This window comes from Pseudomonas pseudonitroreducens, from assembly GCF_021603645.1.
Lineage (GTDB): Bacteria > Pseudomonadota > Gammaproteobacteria > Pseudomonadales > Pseudomonadaceae > Pseudomonas > Pseudomonas pseudonitroreducens.
Genome location: NZ_BQHJ01000002.1, coordinates 376,451 through 391,423, shown reverse-complemented (window position 1 = coordinate 391,423; position 14,973 = coordinate 376,451). Strand labels below are relative to the sequence as shown.

Annotated in this window: 14 protein-coding genes; 12 read left to right on the top strand and 2 right to left on the bottom strand. The window is 64.6% G+C overall.

Features of this window, described 5'->3' with window-relative positions; all coding sequences use genetic code 11:
- The first annotated feature begins 38 nt into the window (after positions 1–38).
- The 11 genes from waaF (at position 39) to L6D89_RS05905 (ending at position 11,411) form a co-directional block, all read left to right on the top strand.
- Complete coding sequence (waaF, locus tag L6D89_RS05955; protein ID WP_236199074.1) at positions 39–1,082, top strand: lipopolysaccharide heptosyltransferase II; 1,044 nt, start codon at positions 39–41, stop codon at positions 1,080–1,082.
- Positions 1,079–2,152: a lipopolysaccharide heptosyltransferase I gene (gene waaC, locus L6D89_RS05950; RefSeq protein WP_236199073.1), complete on the top strand. Its 1,074-nt coding sequence runs from the start codon at positions 1,079–1,081 to the stop codon at positions 2,150–2,152. The genes waaF and waaC overlap by 4 nt, the downstream gene beginning before the upstream one ends.
- Positions 2,149–3,270, top strand: coding sequence for a glycosyltransferase family 4 protein (locus L6D89_RS05945; protein ID WP_236199072.1), 1,122 nt, complete (start codon positions 2,149–2,151; stop codon positions 3,268–3,270). Before waaC ends, L6D89_RS05945 begins: the two co-directional genes overlap by 4 nt.
- Positions 3,271–3,303: 33 nt before the next feature.
- Complete coding sequence (gene rfaP, locus L6D89_RS05940; RefSeq protein WP_236171241.1) at positions 3,304–4,110, top strand: lipopolysaccharide core heptose(I) kinase RfaP; 807 nt, start codon at positions 3,304–3,306, stop codon at positions 4,108–4,110.
- On the top strand, positions 4,110–4,844 hold the full coding sequence (locus tag L6D89_RS05935) for a lipopolysaccharide kinase InaA family protein (protein WP_236199071.1): 735 nt from the start codon (positions 4,110–4,112) through the stop codon (positions 4,842–4,844). Before rfaP ends, L6D89_RS05935 begins: the two co-directional genes overlap by 1 nt.
- Positions 4,841–5,596 carry a lipopolysaccharide kinase InaA family protein gene (locus tag L6D89_RS05930; protein ID WP_236171243.1) on the top strand — a complete coding sequence of 252 codons (756 nt, stop codon included), beginning with the start codon at positions 4,841–4,843 and terminating at the stop codon, positions 5,594–5,596. Before L6D89_RS05935 ends, L6D89_RS05930 begins: the two co-directional genes overlap by 4 nt.
- Positions 5,593–7,080 carry a lipopolysaccharide kinase InaA family protein gene (locus L6D89_RS05925; protein ID WP_236199070.1) on the top strand — a complete coding sequence of 496 codons (1,488 nt, stop codon included), beginning with the start codon at positions 5,593–5,595 and terminating at the stop codon, positions 7,078–7,080. The genes L6D89_RS05930 and L6D89_RS05925 overlap by 4 nt, the downstream gene beginning before the upstream one ends.
- Before the next feature lie 5 nt (positions 7,081–7,085).
- Positions 7,086–8,840 carry a carbamoyltransferase family protein gene (locus L6D89_RS05920; RefSeq protein WP_236199069.1) on the top strand — a complete coding sequence of 585 codons (1,755 nt, stop codon included), beginning with the start codon at positions 7,086–7,088 and terminating at the stop codon, positions 8,838–8,840.
- A 63-nt stretch (positions 8,841–8,903) separates the two neighbouring features.
- The gene (locus L6D89_RS05915) at positions 8,904–9,890 is read left to right on the top strand and encodes a glycosyltransferase family protein (protein WP_236171246.1); all 987 of its coding nucleotides are present in this window, start codon (positions 8,904–8,906) and stop codon (positions 9,888–9,890) included.
- Positions 9,887–10,570 (top strand): hypothetical protein, encoded by a 684-nt coding sequence (locus L6D89_RS05910; RefSeq protein WP_236199068.1) that lies wholly within the window; start codon positions 9,887–9,889, stop codon positions 10,568–10,570. Before L6D89_RS05915 ends, L6D89_RS05910 begins: the two co-directional genes overlap by 4 nt.
- A 37-nt stretch (positions 10,571–10,607) precedes the next feature.
- Complete coding sequence (locus L6D89_RS05905) at positions 10,608–11,411, top strand: hypothetical protein (protein ID WP_236199067.1); 804 nt, start codon at positions 10,608–10,610, stop codon at positions 11,409–11,411.
- An 81-nt stretch (positions 11,412–11,492) separates the two neighbouring features.
- On the opposite strand, the gene L6D89_RS05900 is transcribed toward L6D89_RS05905, so the two are convergent.
- The gene (locus L6D89_RS05900; protein ID WP_236171249.1) at positions 11,493–12,413 is read right to left on the bottom strand and encodes a glycosyltransferase family 2 protein; all 921 of its coding nucleotides are present in this window, start codon (positions 12,411–12,413) and stop codon (positions 11,493–11,495) included.
- 471 nt (positions 12,414–12,884) lie between these two features.
- Here L6D89_RS05900 and L6D89_RS05895 point away from each other — a divergent pair, with 471 nt between their 5' ends.
- On the top strand, positions 12,885–14,282 hold the full coding sequence (locus L6D89_RS05895; RefSeq protein WP_236199066.1) for a hypothetical protein: 1,398 nt from the start codon (positions 12,885–12,887) through the stop codon (positions 14,280–14,282).
- Here L6D89_RS05895 and L6D89_RS05890 read toward each other — a convergent pair whose 3' ends face one another.
- The gene (locus tag L6D89_RS05890; protein ID WP_236199065.1) at positions 14,283–14,930 is read right to left on the bottom strand and encodes a lipopolysaccharide kinase InaA family protein; all 648 of its coding nucleotides are present in this window, start codon (positions 14,928–14,930) and stop codon (positions 14,283–14,285) included.
- Positions 14,931–14,973: the final 43 nt, after the last annotated feature.

Genomic DNA, 14,973 nt, shown 5'->3' with positions numbered 1-14,973 from the left:
GGGAGGCGAGAGCCTCCCCGGTCGTTTCTGGAAAAGGCATGAGAATTCTGATCGTAGGCCCCTCCTGGGTGGGCGACATGGTGATGGCGCAGACACTCTTCCAGTGTCTGAAGCAGCGGCATCCGGACTGCGTGATCGACGTGCTGGCGCCCGACTGGAGCCGGCCGATCCTCGAACGCATGCCCGAGGTGCGCCAGGCCCTGAGTTTCCCGCTCGGCCATGGTGTGCTGGATATCGCCGCGCGCCGGCGCATCGGCAAGTCCCTCAAGGGTCAGTACGACCAGGCCATCCTCCTGCCCAATTCGCTCAAGTCGGCGCTGGTGCCATATTTCGCCGGCATCCCCAAGCGCACCGGCTGGAAGGGCGAAATGCGCTACGGCCTGCTCAACGACATCCGAACGCTCGATAAAGAGCGCTACCCGCTGATGATCGAGCGCTTCATGGCACTGGCTTTCGAGCCGGGTGCCGAGCTGCCGCAACCTTATCCACAGCCGCGCCTGGCCATCGACCCGCAGAGTCGCGAGGCCGCACTGGCCAAGTTCGGCCTGAGCCTGGACCGCCCGGTGCTGGCGCTGTGTCCCGGCGCCGAGTTCGGCGAGGCCAAGCGCTGGCCGGCCGAGTATTACGCCAAGGTCGCCGAGGTGAAGATCCGCGCCGGCTGGCAGGTGTGGATCTTCGGCTCGAAGAACGATCATCCCGGCGGTGAAGATATCCGCATGCGGCTGATCCCCGGCCTGCGCGAAGAGTCGGTGAACCTGGCCGGCGAGACCGCCCTGGCCGAGGCCATCGACCTGATGTCCTGCGCTGCTGCCGTGGTCACCAATGACTCCGGCCTGATGCATGTGGCTGCCGCACTCAACCGCCCGCTGGTGGCGGTTTACGGTTCCACTTCGCCGCAGTTCACCCCGCCGCTGGCCGACCAGGTGGAAATCGTCCGCCTGGGTCTGGACTGCAGCCCGTGCTTCGATCGCGTGTGCCGCTTCGGCCACTACAACTGCCTGCGCGAACTCAAACCGCGCCCAGTGATCGAGGCGCTGGACCGACTGGTTGCCGACCCGGTGGACGTGGAAAGCGCCGAATGAGGGTCCTGCTGATCAAGACCTCGTCCCTGGGCGATGTCATCCATACCCTGCCGGCGTTGACCGACGCCGCCCGCGCCATTCCCGGCATCCAGTTCGACTGGGTGGTTGAGGAAGGCTTCGCCGAGATTCCTGCCTGGCATCCGGCCGTGGCCCAGGTGATCCCGGTGGCGATCCGTCGCTGGCGCAAGAACCTCTGGCAGACTCTCAAGAGCGGCGAGTGGAGCCGCTTCAAGCGTCGCCTCAAAGAGGTCGACTACGACCTGGTGATCGATGCCCAGGGCCTGCTCAAGAGCGCCTGGCTGACCCGCTACGTGCGCCGTCGTACTGCGATCGCCGGGCTGGACCGGGAGTCGGCCCGCGAGCCGGCTGCCAGTCGCTTCTATAACCGCACCTATCCGGTCGCCTGGGGCCAGCACGCCGTCGAGCGTGTGCGCCAGTTGTTCGCCCAGGCGCTGGATTACCCGTTGCCCGCTGGCACCGGCGATTACGGCCTGGATCGCAATCGCCTGCTGGACGCGGTGGAGACCGAGCCCTACCTGGTATTCCTGCATGGCACCACCTGGGTGACCAAGCATTGGCCGGAGGTCTACTGGCGTGAGCTGGCCCAGCGTATGGGCGAGCGCGGCTGGAAAGTCCGCCTGCCCTGGGGCAACGAAGCCGAGCGGCAGCGCGCCGAACGGCTGGCCGAAGGCTTGGAAAACGCCTCGGTGCTCCCCAGATTAAGCCTTGCCGGCATGGCCAAGGTGCTGGCCGGCGCCTCCGCCTGCGTGGCGGTCGACACCGGACTCGGACACCTGGGCGCTGCCCTGGACGTGCCGACGCTGTCGTTGTTCGGCCCGACCAATCCTGGTCTCACCGGCGCCTACGGGCGTTCGCAGGTGCACCTGGCCAGTGACTGGCCTTCGTGCGCGCCCTGCCTGCAGAAGACCTGCACCTACCAGCCGACGGCCGAAGACAAGCGCCAGTTCGACCTGCGGCATGAACAGCCTCTGTGCTTCACGCGGCTGAACCCGCAGCGCGTGTCGACCCAGCTGGAGGCACTGCTGCTGGCCCCGGAGACGCTTCGATGACCCTGGCTTTCGTCCTCTACAAATATTTCCCGTTCGGCGGGCTGCAGCGCGATTTCATGCGCATCGCCCTGGAGTGCCAGCAGCGCGGCCACGCGATCCGCGTCTACACGCCGATCTGGGAAGGCGAGGTGCCGCCCGGTTTCGATGTGCGCGTGGCGCCGGTGAAGTCCTTGTTCAACCATCGCCGCAATGAAAAATTCAGCGCCTGGCTGGCGGCGGACCTCGCGCGCTCGCCAGTGGATCGGGTGATCGGCTTCAACAAGATGCCTGGTCTGGACGTCTATTACGCCGCTGACGGCTGCTTCGAGGACAAGGCGCAGACCCTGCGCAATTCCTTCTACCGTCGCTGGGGCCGCTACAAGCACTTCGCCGATTACGAGCGCGCGGTGTTCGCCCCGGAATCGAAGACCGAGATCCTGATGATCTCCGAGGTTCAGCAGCCGCTGTTCATCAAGCATTACCGCACGCCCGCGGCGCGCTTCCACCTGCTGCCCCCGGGCATCGCCCAGGACCGCCGCGCACCGGCCAACGCCGGCGAGATTCGCGCCGAGTTCCGCCGCGAGTTCAAGCTGGCAGAGGATGACCTGCTGCTGGTGCAGATCGGCTCCGGCTTCAAGACCAAGGGCCTGGACCGCAGCCTCAAGGCGCTGGCATCGCTGCCTCGTTCGCTGCGCAAGCGCACACGCCTGATCGCCATCGGCCAGGACGATCCCAAGCCCTTCCTGCTGCAGGTGAAGGCGCTGGGCCTGTCGGACAACGTACAGATTCTCAAGGGGCGCAGCGATATCCCGCGCTTCCTGCTCGGCGCCGACCTGCTGATCCACCCGGCGTACAACGAGAACACCGGTACCGTGCTGCTGGAAGCGCTGGTGGCCGGGCTGCCGGTGCTGGTCACCGACGTCTGCGGCTATGCCCATTACATCGACGAGGCGAAAGCCGGTCGTGTGGTGCCGTCGCCCTTCGAGCAGGAGCGCCTGAACGGCATGCTCCAGGAGATGCTGGAAGACGACGCCGCGCGTGCCGACTGGTCGCGCAATGGCCTGGCCTACGCCGATAGCGCCGACCTCTACAGCATGCCGCAGCATGCGGCCGACGTGATCCTGCGGGGGAACGCATGAAGCATCGTGCTCGCTCCTACAAAGGCGCTGCCCATGAAGCTTGAGCTGCACGAACCGTTCAAAAGCCTCTGGGCCGGCAAGGACCCGTTCGCCGAAGTCGAGCGCTTGCAGGGCAAGGTCTATCGCGAGCTGGAAGGCCGCCGCACGCTGCGTACCGAAGTCGACGGGCGCGGTTTCTTCGTGAAGATTCATCGCGGCATCGGCTGGGGCGAGATCGTCAAGAACCTGTTCAGCGCCAAGCTCCCGGTGCTCGGCGCGGGCCAGGAGCAGCGTGCCCTGGAGCGCCTGCACCAGGCCGGCGTGGCGACCATGACCTCGGTGGCCTATGGCGAGCGTGGCGGCAATCCTGCCAGCCAGCATTCCTTCATCGTCACCGAGGAACTGGCGCCGACCACTGACCTGGAAGTGCTGTCGCTGGATTGGCTGCAGCAGCCGCCGCAGCCGCGCTTGAAGCGCGCGCTGATCGCCGAGGTGGCGAAAATGGTCGGCACCATGCACCGCGCCGGGGTCAACCACCGCGACTGCTACATCTGCCACTTCCTGCTGCACACCGATCGCCCGATCAGCGCCGATGACCTGCGCCTGTCGGTGATCGATCTGCACCGCGCCCAGACCCGCGCCGCCACGCCACGCCGCTGGCGCAACAAGGACCTGGCGGCGCTGTATTTCTCGGCGCTGGACATCGGCCTTACGCGCCGTGACAAATTGCGCTTCCTGCGTGGTTACTTCCTGCGCCCGCTGCGTGACATCCTCCGCGAGGAGGCCGCGTTGCTGGCGTGGATGGAGCGCAAGGCAGCCAAGCTCTACGACCGCAAGCAACGTTATGGAGACCTGCTCTGATGGCCGGCTGGGTACTCGAAGCCGACTACCAGCATCTCGCCGCCGAATTCGGCAGCCTGGATGCCGTGTTCGCCCTTGAAGGCGAGCGCATCACCAAGGATGCGATGTCCGACGTGGTGCGCGTGGAGCGCGACGGTGTGCGTTATTACGTCAAGCGCTACCGCAAGCCGGGCAAGGGCTTGCGTCGCTATCTGCCGCGCCCGCGGGTGAAGGCCGAGTGGCAGAACCTCAAGCAGTTCGCCAAGTGGGGCATACCGACCGCGCAAGTGGTGGCCTATGGCCTGGAGCGCGTCAACGGTGGCTTCTCCCGCGGCGCAATCATTACCCGCGAGCTGGTGGGCACCGAAGATCTGCACGCCCTGGCCCGGCGCGACGATCCGCGCCTGAAGGATCACGCCTGGGTCGAACATGTCATGCGCCAGCTGGCCGGCTACACGCGAACCATGCATGACCACCACTTCACCCACAACGACCTGAAGTGGCGCAACATTCTGGTGGATGGAAACGGCACGGTGTACTTCATTGATTGCCCGATTGGCGATTTCTGGATCAGCTTCATGCTGCGCTACCGGATCACCAAGGACCTGGCCACCCTCGACAAGGTCGCCAAGTACCACCTTTCCTACACGCAGCGCCTGCAGTTCTATCTGCTCTACCGGCGCCGCGAGCGATTGAATGCATCGGACAAGCAACGTGTCCGGCAGATCGTCCATTTTTTCGAGGGACGCGAGTGAAGGATTTCATTGCTGAGGACGACCAGGCTCTGCTGGAAAGCAACGCCCTGGCCGATTTCGACGCCCTCTGGGACCTGCAACTGGTGGCCGTGGATGAGCCCAACACCGAGCGCGGTGGCTGGAGCAGCGTGTACCGCCTGGAGCTGGATGGCACCGCCTACTACCTCAAGCGCCAGAGCAACCACCTGACCCGCAGCCTGAAGCGCCCGCTGGGCGAGCCAACCTTCAGCCGCGAGTTCCGCAATATCCAGCGCTACCATCAACTCGGCATCCCCTCCATGCAGGCGGCCTTCTTCGGTGCGCGGCAGATCGGCGGCGAGCGCCGCGCAATCCTCATGACCCGCGCCCTGGACGGCTGGCGCGACCTGGACAGCCTGCTGCAGGGTTGGTCGAATCTGCCCGCCGAGCGCCGCCAGGCCATCCTGCGCGCCTGCGGCATGCTCGCCCGGCGCCTGCATGAAGCCGGGCAGATGCACGGCTGCTTCTATCCCAAGCACATCTTCCTGCGGGAAACCGACGACGCCTTCGAGGCGACCCTGATCGACCTGGAGAAGACCCGCCCGCTGTGGTTCGGCCAGCGCGACCGCGTGCGCGACCTCGAACCGCTGCTGCGCCGCGCGCCGGACTGGAACGAGAGCGACGTGCGCCACCTGCTCGCGGCCTACCTGGGCACCGCTTCCAGCGGCCCGGAGGTCGACGACTGGTACCGCCGCCTCGGTGCGCGCCGCAAGAAGAAGGAAAACCGCGCATGAGGTTGTCCGCCCTGCGCGATGCCGGCCGTGCCCCGGCGCTGCCCCTGCGCATCGAGCTGGAAGATGGCGCCGGCCCGGCCGAACTGCGCCTGGACAACCTGTTGCGGGTACTGCCTGGGCAGCGCTACGTTGCTGCGGCCAATTGGCGCGGCCGCCCGGTGCTGGCCAAGCTGCTGGTCGGTGGCAAGGCCGCGCGACACTTCCAGCGTGAGCGCGACGGCGTGCGCCTGCTGGCCGAGCAAGGCCTGACCACGCCGGCATTGCTGGCCGACGGGCTGAAGGACGGCGAGGGCGGCTGGTTGCTCTTCGAGTTCCTCGACAATGCCCAGAGCCTCTGGGACGCCTGGCGTGCCGTGGAAGGCGAGCCGCTGCTGTCCGACGGGCAGAGCGCCGTCATTGCCGAAGCGCTGACGGCCATCGCCCAGCTGCACGCCAAGGGCCTGTGGCAGGAAGACCTGCACCTGGACAACCTGCTGCGCCACGCCGGCAAGCTGTACCTGATCGACGGTGCCGGCATCCGTGCGGAAACACCCGGTCAGCCGCTGTCGCGCAAGCATGTGCTGGAAAACCTCGGGGTGTTCTTTGCCCAGTTGCCGGCCAGTCTCGATCCGTTCCTCGAAGAGCTGCTGATCCACTATCTGTTGGCCAACGGCGAGCACGCGCTGCCGCTGGAGGCGCTGCAGAAGGAAATCGCCAGGGTTCGGCGCTGGCGCGTCGGCGACCTGATGAAGAAGATCGCCCGTGACTGCAGCCAGTTCAGTGTGTTCAAGGGCCCGTTCGGCCTGCGCGCGGTGCGTCGCGAGGAGGAGGAGGGCCTGCAGCCGCTGCTGGCCGACCCCGACGCGTTCATCGCCAGGGGGCACCTCTACAAGACCGGCGGCGCCGCGACAGTCGCCAAGGTCGAGCTGAATGGCCGGCCACTGGTCATCAAGCGTTACAACATCAAGAACCTGCTGCACTGGTTCAAGCGCTTCTGGCGTCCCAGCCGCGCCTGGGGCGCGTGGCGCGAGGGCAACCGCCTGGCCTTCCTCGGTATCCCCACGCCGCGTCCGCTGGCGGTCATCGAGCGCCGCTGGCTCTGGCTGCGTGGCCCGGCCTTCCTGATTACCGATTACCTGGCGGGTCAGGATATAATCGACCGTTTCAAACCCTACCTGGAGCAACAGGCAGGGGGCGGCCTGCCGCCGGAGACAGACCTTGCAGCCCTGGACAGACTGTTCGCGGCGCTGGTGCGCGAGCGCATCAGCCACGGCGACCTGAAGGGGCACAACCTGTTCTGGCAGGAGCAGGGCGAAGGCGGGCAGTGGTCGTTGATCGACCTCGATGCCATGCAGCGCCACTCGCGAGAAGCGAGCTTCGCCCGCGCCTATGCCCGCGACCGTGCGCGCTTCCTGCGCAACTGGCCAGAGGGCAGCGCACTGCACCGGCTGCTCGACGAACGTTTACCGCGGGTGCCCGGCACCCGCCCAGATGAAAGAGGCTAGACCCTGTGGCATTGACCATCCTCGGCCTGTCCGGCGCCGTAAGCCATGACCCTTCCGCCGCCCTGTACATCGACGGCAAGCTGGTCGCGGCCGTCGAAGAAGAGCGCTTCGTCCGCGACAAGCACGCGAAGAACCGCATGCCCTACGAGTCGGCCAAGTTCTGCCTGGAACAGGCCGGGATCAAGCCGTCGGATGTTGACGTGGTGGCCATTCCCTTCGCCCCCATCAGCATCTTCGACAAGGCCCGCTGGCACTACGCCAAGCGTTACGCCTATGCGCCCGACCGCGCGCTGGACGCCATCCTGCTCGGCAACCGTCGCTACCACCGCTACTACAAGCGTATCCAGTGGTGCCTGCAGCAGCTGGGCTTCGACCTGAAGAAGGTCAAGATCCAGCCGGTCGAGCACCACCTGGCCCACGCCTCCAGTGCCTACCACTGCTCGGGCTTCAAGGAGAAGACGGCGATCCTCGGGATCGACGGCAAGGGCGAGTACGCCACCACATTCTTCGGCTACGGCGAGAACGGCAAGATCCACAAGATCAAGGAGTTCTACGATCCGGACTCCCTGGGCGGCCTGTACGGTGCGATCACCGAGTACCTCGGCTTCGACATGCTCGACGGCGAGTTCAAGGTCATGGGCATGGCGCCCTACGGTGACGCCAGCAAGTACGATTTCTCGCGTCTGGCCAAGTTCGAGAACGGCGAGCTGACCATCAATACCGACTACGCCAACGTCATCGGCTTCCGTCGCTACAAGGAAAAGGGCAAGGGCTACTACTTCTCGCCCAAGCTGATCGAATGGCTCGGCCCGAAGCGTGAAGGCGACATCGCCGACGATCCGTACATCCACTATGCCGCCAGCATCCAGGCTCTGTTCGAGAAGCTGGCGCTGGAGATGATGGATTACTACCTGGGCGACATCATCCGTGAAACCGGCAAGGTCGCCTTCGCCGGCGGTTGCGCGCTGAACGTCAAGCTCAACCAGAAGATCATCGCCCGTCCCGAGGTCAAGGAGCTGTACGTGCAGCCCGCGGCCAGCGACGCCGGCACCGCGGTTGGCGCCGCCGCCTATGTCTCCTGGGAGCGTGGCGTGCCGGTCGAGAAGATGGAACACGTCTACCTCGGCCCGGAATACAGCAACGAAGACGTCATCGCCGCCTGTGCCCGTCACGAGGCCAAGCCGCAGTGGCGCAAGATCGACAACGTGCCTGAGCACATCGCCAAGGTGCTGGTCGAAGGCAATCCGGTGGCCTGGTTCCAGGGCCGCATGGAGTTCGGCCCGCGTGCCCTGGGCGGCCGCTCGATCATCGGTTGCCCGAGCATCACCGGCGTGGCCGATCGCATCAACGCGCAGATCAAGTTCCGCGAGCGCTGGAGGCCCTTCTGCCCGTCGATGCTGGATACCGTCGGCCCGCAGATGTTCAAGATCGACCACCCGGCGCCGTTCATGACCTTCACCTTCGAGGTCAACGAGGAGTGGAAGACCCGCGTGCCGGAAGTCGTCCATGAAGACGGCACCTCGCGTGCCCAGGTCCTCAAGCGCGAGTTCAACCCGCGCTACTACGACATGATGAAGGAGCTGGAGAAGCTCACCGGTAATGGCGTGGCGCTCAACACCTCGCTGAACCGCCGTGGCGAGCCGATGATCTGCTCGCCGACCGATGCGCTGAACATGTTCTACGGCTCGGACCTGCAGTACCTGATCATGCAGGACATCCTGGTAGTCAAGGAAGGCACCGCCGTCAGCCAGGCCGACTGAGTCCGCCAGGCTGTTTCCAGCCGGCTCCGCCAGGGGCCGGTTTCCATGTCGGGAAGACACGTCGTGAAAGTGATGTTGATGGTGATGGACGAGCAGAGGGTCATCCTCGATCGTCTTTATGAGGTCATCCAGAGCAATTGCTCCGAGTGCGAGATTCATCGCCTGAGCAAGGCGCAGCAGATGAACCTGGGACCCTACCTCATCGCCGCCGATTACCGTCGTTTCGACCGGATCGTGATCTTCTCGCGCCTCAAGCGCATGGTGCCCCAGCTCGCCGTGCTGCGCTGCCTGCCCAACCTGGTGATCCTCGAGCACGACGCCTACCAGAACTACATGCCTGGCAGTAAGTATCGCGGCAAGTACTCGGCGCTGCTGCACAAGCTTCCGGGGGCGCGCATTCTTGTGTCGGGCGCACTGGTGGCCCAGCGCCTGGCGGACGAAGGGATCGACGTGCGTTTCGTCTCCAAGGGCTATGACGAGGAGATGCTGCGCAATATCGGCAGCGAACGCGATATCCCGGTCGGTTTCCTCGGCAGCCTGAAGAGCAGCGAGTACAGCCAGCGCAAGGACATGCTGGAGAGCATCGCCGAGCGCGTGCCGATGCTCATCACCCGCACCGCTTCCGGGGCGGAGTATCTGCAGACGCTCAACCGTATCGCGATCTTTGTCAGCGCCGATATCGGCATGGGCGAGTTCATGATCAAGAACTTCGAAGCCATGGCCTGTGGCTGCGTCCTGCTGGCCTGGAGCCAGGGCGAGGAAGACCGCCTGCTGGGCTTCGAGGACATGCGCAACGTGGTGTTCTATCGCTCGGTCGACGAGGCGGTGGAGCGCATCCAGCAGCTCCAGGCAGACCCTGAGCTGGCCGCGCGGATTGCCCGGGCCGGTCAGGCCTTCGTCGAGGAGCGCTACACCTTCGCCCGGGTGGGCAAGGATCTTGCGGCCGCCATCGCCGAACCCCTGCACGGTTGGTCCATGCCCGGGGCGCTGACCCGCTGGTGGGCGCGTATGCGCTTCGGCTTTGCCGTCGAGGCGAAAGGTCGATCGTGAGCCGGAGTAGTCATACCGCGGAATGGGTTGAAGACAACCTGCCGCCGGAGCTGAGGGCTGTCCTCGGTTGCGCCGAGCGAGTCATCCTGGTCGCGAACAACCCGGCGATCAGCGCCAGGGATTTCGAGGCACTGGCGCTTGGCCCGCGCGATGTCGTGGTGAGCTTCAATACGGCGGTCAAGGCCGAGTTGCTGAGCGCCGAGACGGTCAACGTATTCGTCCATGGCTACCACGGGCAGGACTTCCATTTCTTCGGATTGCCGTGCCGCCCTTGCATCACGAGGCTGTTCGAGCAGTCACCGCAGCGCTGCTTCAGCCTGCTGGTGGGAGTGGTCAACCCGATGTCGGCGCTGCCGCGGGTGGCGATCTACGAGGATCGCATCCCATTGCCCAGCCTGCTCGACTACCCCCGCATACGCCCCAGTGGCAAGCCGTTCGCCGGCCCCTCCACCGGGTTCAACGCCATGGTGCTGTTCGACTGGTTGCGTGGCAGGCCCGGTTACTCCTACGAGTTGCTCGCCCTGGGCTTTTCCAACGAAGCGGGCACTCTCTGGAAAGGACATGCGTGGGACTACGAGCGCGCCTGGATGCAGGCTTCCCGCGTGCGTGTGATTGCCCTGGAGAACACCGGCAAGCGCTGGTGGTGGCCTTGGCGTTTTAGAGGCAGGAAAGGTCAATGAGCGGCTGTCAGTCGAACTTTTTCAGCGGAGTCGGGCTGTGAAGATTGCCGTCGCCTTCTTTGGTATTCCGCGCAATTCCGACCTGTGTTTTCCGCAGATTCAGCGCAACGTCCTGCAGGCTCTGCCGGCCACTGCGCAGGTGTCGTGCTTCTACCATCTCTATCGCCTGCAGCAGGTGTTCAACCCCCGTTCCGGCGAGGCGGGTGTGCTGGGCGAGGAGAACTTCGCTCCTTTCCAGGGGATGACCGGTCTGATCGAAGAGCCGGAGCTTTGCCTCGAGCGTTGGAATTTCGAAGCGATAAAGCAGCGCGGGGATACCTGGAAGGATGATTTTCGCTCCATCCGCAACCTGATTCACCAGCTCAATTCCCTGCACCAGGTGACTTCGCTGCTGGCGCCGACGGATCCGGACTTCGTCGTGTATGTCCGTCCGGATATCTTCTTCCACGACCCGTTGCCAGGCTATGTGTTTGACCAGCCACAGCGGCGCCGCAAGAACGTCTATGTGCCGAACTGGCAGTGGTGGGGCGGGCTCAACGACCGCTTTGCCATCTGTGGTCGCGAGATGTACCGGGCCTACGGCTGCCGGGCCGAGGAAATGCTGAACTTCTGTGATGCAAGCGGACGCTCGCTGCACTCCGAGCGCCTGCTGAAGTTCGCCTTGCAGCGCCACGGCGCGCGGGTCTGCCTGATGGATACCACTGCCTCGCGGGTGCGCATCGACGGGCAGTTCGCCGAGGAGCCATTCTCACCCAAGCGCTCCATGGGCAAGCGCGAGAATCGATACTTCCACAAGGGCGCACGGCTGCGCACCTGGCTGGACAGGTACGGCATTCTCTAGGTTCTGCGGCTGAAGGCCCGGAGCGGGCCGGGTATCCGCTGAACCTGCCCAGCCCGGTCGGGTCGAGCAGGTTGCAAGGTCCTACTTGGCGACTTTCTTCCTGCGCTTGGCATTGAGCCAGAGGCGCAGCGCCTTGCGCGTATAGGACAGCTTGAAAACGACTCGCCAATCGCGCTTGAGGGCCATGCGGAAGAAGTGTTTGGCCGAAGGGTCGTCGTCCGTCAGGTAGGCTTCGCGGAACAGCGACAGGCAGCGTTGCGTGTAATAGGCCTTGCTCAGCCGCTGCCAATCGCCATCGAGGCGTCGGAAGACTTCCTCGACCAGCTCCACCCCGATCTGCTTCGAGTAGTGGAACTGGTGGCGCAGGCTGTCATCGTGGCGGTGGATGGTCGCCAGGGGTTTTTCCAGGATGGTGCAGGGATAACTGGCCAGCACCTGCGCAAACACCGGGATGTCCTCGGCATTGCGGAAGTTCTCCGGATACAGGCCGCGCTCGAACACCTCCCGATGCATGACGCAGGCACCGTTGGAGAGGTTGATGTTCTTGTCGATGAGATAGCCGCGCACCCGTTCCTGCGGCGTCTGCGGCAGCGCCTGGGGCGTGCGCTCGACCGTTCGGCCGCAGGTCTTTGCCAGGTAGCCGCCAATCACCATGCGGCTGTGCGGGAACTGCTCGATGTGCTGACGCGCGGCTCGCAAGGCCCCGGGCGCCATTTCATCGTCGGCGTCGAGGAAGATCAGGTAGTCCCCTCGGGTTTCGGCAATTCCGCGATTGCGCACGCTGGCGAGCCCGCCGTTTTCCTTGCGCAGGCTGCGGAAATTGCCGAACTGGTGATGAAGGGCCTCGATCAGCGCCGGCGTATCGTCCGAGGAGCCATCATCGATGATCAGCAACTCGCTGTGCTCATCCAGTTGAGCGGCGACGGATTCGACCGCGCGGCGAAGCACGTGCGCATAGTTGTACGCGGGAATTACAACGCTGATCAGTGGTCTTGCTGTCATGAGAAGAGCGTCATTGCGTAGCTGTCCATCCACTAGCTGGCATCAGAATATGCGAGGCTGCGATCTGCTCCGGGGCATTCGTCACAGCAAATTCAAGTTAAGTCGCAGTGCCTTGTGCCTGCTTGGCCCTGGAGTGACTCGACGCGAGTGCTGCTGCACAAGTTGTTCCGGGGCGACGAATAGTATCCTGTTGAAAGACTTGTATCCAAGGTTCTACAGACGGTCAGATGCGCTTGCGGCGTTCTCCCCGGAAAACCTGTGCCCAGCGTCGTTTCGGCGTCTCAGGCGAGGGAGAGTGCTTGGTCCGGGTTGATTCTTTGAGCAGGAAACTGCTGAATGCTGCCTTTCTGGTGATTCATATCCGAGATGAAGGGTTTCATGGGTAGTCATGTAGTCGGGCGTTCGTTTTTTTCCACGGCCAGCGAAGGAAAGCTGCTGTGGTGCGTTTTCCTTGCCAGCCTCGTTTTGTCATTGATTGCATCCCTCTGCAACCCGATCATCGGGCGTGATGCAGCGCTGTACATGGATCTGGCGGGCATCTACCAGCAGCAGGGTGTCACCGGGGCGTTACAGCGCTTCGACTGGCCCTGGTTCTCCGTGCTGCTGGGCCTGACCAGCCAACTGACGGGCTTGAGCTTCGAACTGCTCGCCCGGGTGTTCTGCGAGTTGCTCACTGCGCTCGCCTGTGTTGCCTGCGTCGACCTGGTCCGGCGCACTCGCCCGGAAGTCCTGCCCTGGGCCTGCCTCGCCGTGCTGGCGGTCCCGGCATTCAACGAATATCGCGGTGACATCCTGCGGGAGAACGGTTTCTGGGCGTTCTCGCTGATCGGCCTGTGCTACATGCAGAGCTGGCTGCAACAGCGCCGCCCGCGCAGTTTGTTATTGGCCGGCCTGGCTATCGTCCTGGCGGCGGCGTTTCGCTTCGAGGCCGTCTACCTGCTGCTGATCGTGCCGCTGGTGGAGGTGTTCAAGGCTCGCGGGGATGATCCTGTGCGTCGTGGTTTGCGCTTCGCCACCGGCGTGGCGTTGGTGGGCGCGGGCGCCGCTGCGTTGCTCTGGGCCAGCCGGCATGGCCTGTTGCCCCAGGGACGAGTGGCGGACCTGGTGGGCTACCTGAACCTGTCGGGCGTCTGGCATAACTTCTACGTGTTCGCGGATGGCGTGGCGAGGGCGATGCCTTTCGAGTATGCCCGTGACAGTGCTCCGCAGATCATCTTCTTCGGCCTGCTGGGTTACGTGGCGAGCAAGGTGCTCAGTGCCTTTGGCGTGCTGCTGGTGCCGCTGCTCGTGGGCACCGCTGCGCAGTGGCGCGAGCGGGAAAGCCGCTGGCTGCTGCTGGATCTCGCTGCCTTTGGCTACATCGCGTTGTTGCTGGTTTTCACCTTGAGCCACCTGTTCCTGTCGAGCCGCTACGTGGCCTTCGCCGCGTTCCTCCTGCTGCCGCGGGTTGCCTGGGGGCTGAGCCTGATGGCGCAGCGCTGGCCGCGCATCCGGATTGCCCTGGTGACGATCCTGGTGCTGATGGCCGTGGCTAACGTGGTGTCGTTTTCTGCGCCCAAGACACACTTGCGCGACGCCGGTCACTGGGTAGGCGAGCACCTGCCGAAGACGGCGCGTGTCTTTCAGGATGACAATCGGGTGAGTTACTACGCCGGCTGGGGGTATGGCCGCGAGGGGCTGGAGAGCGATCAGGCGCTGGCGCTGACCGGCAATGGGGCCTACGAGTACTTCGTGCTGGATCTCAAGCGCAAGGCCAGCGAGCAGTTGCCGGCGCTGGAAAAGCGCGGGCTGGTGCCGCTCGCGACCTTCCACAATCGCAAGGGCGAGACTTATGTCGTCCTGCGTCGAGCTGGTGCACAGCAGCCCTGACTAGGGCTGCTGCAGCGTTTGCTCCAGTGAGCCGGGCGGCCAGGGCATGGCGCTGGCCTGCCGATAGCCCTGGCAGAGCTGTGCCCCACCGTCTGCCAGCAGCCATGCCCTGTCCTGCGTGTAGCGCAGCATATGGGCGAAGTTGCGTTTGCGCTGCAGTCGGTTCAGCGCCCGGCGCTGGGTCTTCATGTCCGCTATGTCGATCAGGCCCAGTTCGCCCTCGGGGGTCTGCACGACGTTGCCCAGGTGCAGCGAGCGGAAATACACCCCGCAGTCGTGCAGCCTGGCGATGAGCGAGCCGAGTTGCTGGCGCAGTTGCTCGTCAGTCTGGCCGGCGCTGATCAATTGGCGCAGGGTCAGGCCGGGCAGCGGCTGGTAGTGCACGACGTCGCGGGCGATATCGGTGATGCGATGGACACCGATGATCTGCGGGCAGGGCACTCCCAGCTTGTGCAGGGTGCTGGCGTTGTCCGCGAATCGCTGCGCATAGGGATAGAACGCCGCGGAAGAGATCAGGCGCTTGCGGCGGAACAGTTTGAGGAAGTTGCCATCGGCCAGGCGCAGGACCTTGTCGCCATGCTTGTCGGCTTCCACAACCTGGGCGCCAGCGCGCAGCGATTCGTAAGCGGAGAGAGCGAGGTCTTGCATAACGGGTCCCTGAACGGTAGCCGGCTATAGTAGCCCAGCCGCC